Source organism: uncultured Gimesia sp. (assembly GCF_937919775.1).
Classification (GTDB): Bacteria; Planctomycetota; Planctomycetia; order Planctomycetales; family Planctomycetaceae; genus Gimesia.
This window is the reverse complement of sequence record NZ_CALFPF010000252.1, coordinates 1-4158: the sequence shown is the minus strand read 5'-3', so window position 1 is coordinate 4158 and position 4158 is coordinate 1. Positions and strand designations below refer to the sequence as shown.

The following is a 4158-nucleotide window of genomic DNA, read 5'->3' as shown; positions in this document are numbered from 1 at the left end:
CTGTAATACATCGGTGGCTGATTCTTCGTCGTAACCATAATTTCGAATCAAGCGGGCTTTGACGATATCGATTTTCTCCTGCGTTTCCGCATCGACCACATTCGACACCAGGCTGGTCAGTTTGATGGTATCCTTCTGGTCTTCGAACAGTTTCATTTCGAGGGCCTTCTGGAGACGTTCATTGGTTTTATAATTGAACGTTTTCCCATCCATTGACAACGCGCCAATGTAGTTCATGATCTCGCGGCGGAAATCGTCTTTCCGGGTTTCAGGAATATCGATCCGTTCTTCGATCGAACGCATCTGACGTTCATCCGGTTCTTCGTATTCGCCGGTGAATTTATTTTTCACACGTTCTTTCTGCGTGTACGCTTTCACGTTATCAAGATAATTGCCACACAGACGCGTGAGTGCTTCTTCGTCAGCCGCAATCGCGCGTTGCACTTCATTTTTCACAATGTCGGTATACTCTTCCTTGACTACGGTAATCAACTGGCGGTAATGGTCGCGCAGTTCATCGTTGGCGATCAGCGAGTGATGCTTCAGACCTTCTTCCAGTTCATTTAACAGCATGAACGGATTCAGATTCGAACTGTGCGAGTTCACCACCAGCGCGTTGGAAATTTTGTCCTGAACGTAACGGGGAGAGATCCCGAACAGTCCTTCCGATTTGGCTTCCTTGCGAAGCTGTTCGACATTCTCGGTCGTAAATCCGGTCAGTGATTTGCCGTTATACAGGTTCATTTTCTGCACCAGCGTCAAACCGTGATGTTTCGGCGTTTCCAGCCGGGTCAGCACGGCCCACATGGCCGCAATTTCCAGTGTATGCGGGGCAATATGCTTGCCGCGAACACGTTTGCTGTTGTAGTCCTTCTCGTAAATTTTGACTTCTTCGCTCAATTTGGTCACGTAAGGCACGTCAATTTTGACCGTACGATCGCGGAGTGCTTCCATGAATTCGTTCGACTGCAGCCGGCGATATTCGGGCTCATTGGTATGGCCGATAATCACTGTATCAATGTCGGTTTGCGCGAACTTCTTCGGTTTGATCTTGTGTTCCTGAGAAGCACCCAGGAGATCGTACAGAAACGCGACGTCCAGCTTCAACACTTCGATAAATTCGATGAGACCACGGTTGGCCACATTAAACTCACCATCAAAATTGAAGGCCCGCGGATCACTTTCGCTGCCGTATTGCGCGATTTTACGGTAATTAATATCACCCGTTAATTCTGTCGAATCCTGGTTTTTCTCATCTTTCGGCTGGAATGTGCCAATGCCGATTCGATCCTGTTCCGAAAAGATAATTCGCTTGACGACGATCTGATCCATGACTTTGGTCCAGTCGCCATTCGCCTGCGCCAATTTTTCATTGAACAAGAAACGGCTAAGCGGGCAGACTTCACCGGCAATCTCCACGATGTAGTCAGACTCGTTATCGGGATCGCGGTCCGCATTCAGGTATTCACAGATTTTCGGCCGATTTTCCTGCGGAATCAACTGCAGCGGATCGCTGTTCATGGGATCCCACTGAATCGATCCGTCGGCTTCTTTCCAGCCGAAGGAATAAAGGGCGCCTTCTTCGGTACGGGAATAACGTTCCAAGCCCTGTTTCAAGAGACGGGCAATCGTACTTTTTGAACTTCCCACGGGACCATGTAACAGCAGGACGCGGCGTTCGCTGCCGTACTTGAGGGCTGCGGACTTAAAGACATTGACCAGTTCCATCAACGGCTTCGAAAGACCAAAGATACCATCGCGACCTTCATTGACCGGGTCGTCAAAAAAGCGATAGCGGACGAGTCCCTTTTTGCCTTCCACGGGATACGTTCCATAGCTCATGATCATGTCATAAACTCTCTGGAACGCCGTTCGAGTCACCTTGGGGTTGGCTCGAACAAGATCAAGGTACTCATCAAAAGTCCCCTGCCAATGTTCCTGAAGAAATGAATCAGCATTCAGCTGACCTGAGATCTGATTTAAAATTGATCGACCATTTTCCATGGATTCCTCCTCCTGGCTTAACAGCCTGCATTCAGGCAGGCCGCCTTGTTGGCCAATAAGTTCGAGGTTGCTTAATTGAACAAGTTCTTTTTCAAGCGCTACTGCCTTTCAAAAGGACCATCGTTGTTACATGCGTTCGTTAGACATTACCAGCGCAGGGATAGTTCCCTCATACAAAAAGAAATCTGTAATGAGGTTGTTTAAAGGACCATCCATGGCCAACACCAAATTGTAAAATTGGGATTATCGTGTGGACGTGACTCGACAGCTTTCAGGGCATGCCACACAGGAATGTTAGTGACGTATCAATGTTTCGAGCACTTATATTATTTCCCACCTTTCCTGTTGAGACAATAGCAATCTTGAAGTCGGCAGAATTCCCCCTTATAAAAAGCCCCTTTTCAAAATCGATAAGTTGCGAACTGACAACCAGTTAGTTCAACATCTCCCGAAACCCTGTGTTTCGAGCAAAGTGCAGAGAGGACTCCTGATCGAAATGATTCTTTACCGAATGGACAGACTGGATCTGTTACGATTTACAAATCCTTCTTTCGCATTACCGTCTGGAATTACTACGCTTAGATCAGCCAAAGCGTTTAAGAAATCATTACAATTTCTACCAGTCGACGGAGACGATCGGCTCAAATCTGACGAATTTGACACCCGATGAAAAACCGACGCCCTCTGTACGATCACGGACGACCGCTTCGCTACGGTTTCAGCAGCGTGTGGACGAGCTGAATAATGCGGTCTTCCACGCCGGGCTGGAAGGGGCCATGAAAGCCGAAGTACTTCATGGCGTCGCCTCCTTCGTAGCCCCCTTCCTTGAGGACGCGTTCGGAAGGAACGTAAGCGAAAACTTCATTACAATACCCGGCGACCCAGAGTCGGCGGCCGGAAAATTCTTCGTGCAGTCGAATGGAATAATCGATCACCGCTTCCCCTCCCAGGCCGACCAGAGTCAGATCAGCGCCGAATGCGATCACCTGAACGGAGAAAGGATAGGAAGTCTCAATAGCCCCCTGCTGGTCGAGTTGCTTCAGCAGGTACTTCGTCAGGCGCTGAGAGTAGACATCCCCCTGCCCCTGTTGCTTGATCAGAGCCTCCTTGGAAGGCGGGTCCACAAACGGCAGGTCGGTCCGCTGGAATTTGACGGTGAGCGGTCCTTTGATCGGATCCAGCGGTTGATCCATCGCGCGGATCACCGCATCAGACAGGGAATTCCCGTGCTGTTCTGCCAAAGCCAGCGTGCCGCGCGGCTCGGGATTCGCATCTCCTCCGCAGCCCAGCATGAACAGCGCCAGGCTGCCGGGATATTTTTTCTCCAGAGCAATCTGTGCGAAACCGGCGTAGTCGCCGCAATATTCAAACAGGCCAATCGTCGTATTATGGCAGGCATATCCGAATAAAATGGCTTTCGTTTTCCCGGCTGCGTCATTAATGCGCAGCACAGGCACCGTATGATCAACGGGGCCATCCGGGTTGATCTTGCCGCGACGATTGATCGCAAACGTCGCCTTGTCTTCCCCGTACGCCAGCGTCGCCTCTGACAGAGACTCGCTGGCCTGAATGATCACCCTGGTCAGATTGTCTTCGAGCAACTTCGCATACTCATCGACGTCTTTCTGTTGTGCGGCGGTCAAATCATAGGCAATTGCCGCACAGCCCCGCACGACCGGGCCGCAATGGGTGTGTGAAGAATTCAACAGAATCTGTGCGCGGGTGATCCCCGTTTTTTCAGCGACACGATTCCCTACCGCATCGGAAATCTCCCGCGTGAGCCCAATCAGATCGGTGGTGACAATCGCCGCCCGCTTTCCCTGTTTGTCTTCGAAGACCAGCGCCTTCGCCCACAGCGGATGTGTCGTGCCTTCAACCGTTTTTTTACGGGAGGCATAACCGGCCATCCAGACGGGTTTGACAGGCGTGATGTCCACCCGCGCCATCCCGACCTTCCAGTCTCCGGCCTCTAAGCAATCCTGATCACAAAACAACAGACCCACCAGACAAATGAGAATGGTTCTTAACATGGCTTTCATCTCTTTCATGCGAACTATTTTTCAGAGTTGAATTCTGCGCGAGGTACTACCATCAATGGTACAAAACAAATCAGCAGCATTTTATCCTATAAACTCTCCGCAGAAAAACGAAGCC

The 4158-nt window shown here is 50.3% G+C and carries 2 protein-coding genes; both read right to left on the bottom strand.

Annotated elements, in window-relative coordinates; translation table 11 throughout:
- Nucleotides 1-2004, bottom strand: a 2004-nt coding sequence (locus tag Q0294_RS06695) for a serine protein kinase (protein ID WP_299462270.1), incomplete at its 3' end; no start/stop codon positions are given.
- A gap of 710 nt (nucleotides 2005-2714) precedes the next feature.
- Nucleotides 2715-4052: a neutral/alkaline non-lysosomal ceramidase N-terminal domain-containing protein gene (locus Q0294_RS06690; RefSeq protein WP_299462267.1), complete on the bottom strand. Its 1338-nt coding sequence runs from the start codon at nucleotides 4050-4052 to the stop codon at nucleotides 2715-2717.
- Nucleotides 4053-4158 lie beyond the last annotated feature (106 nt).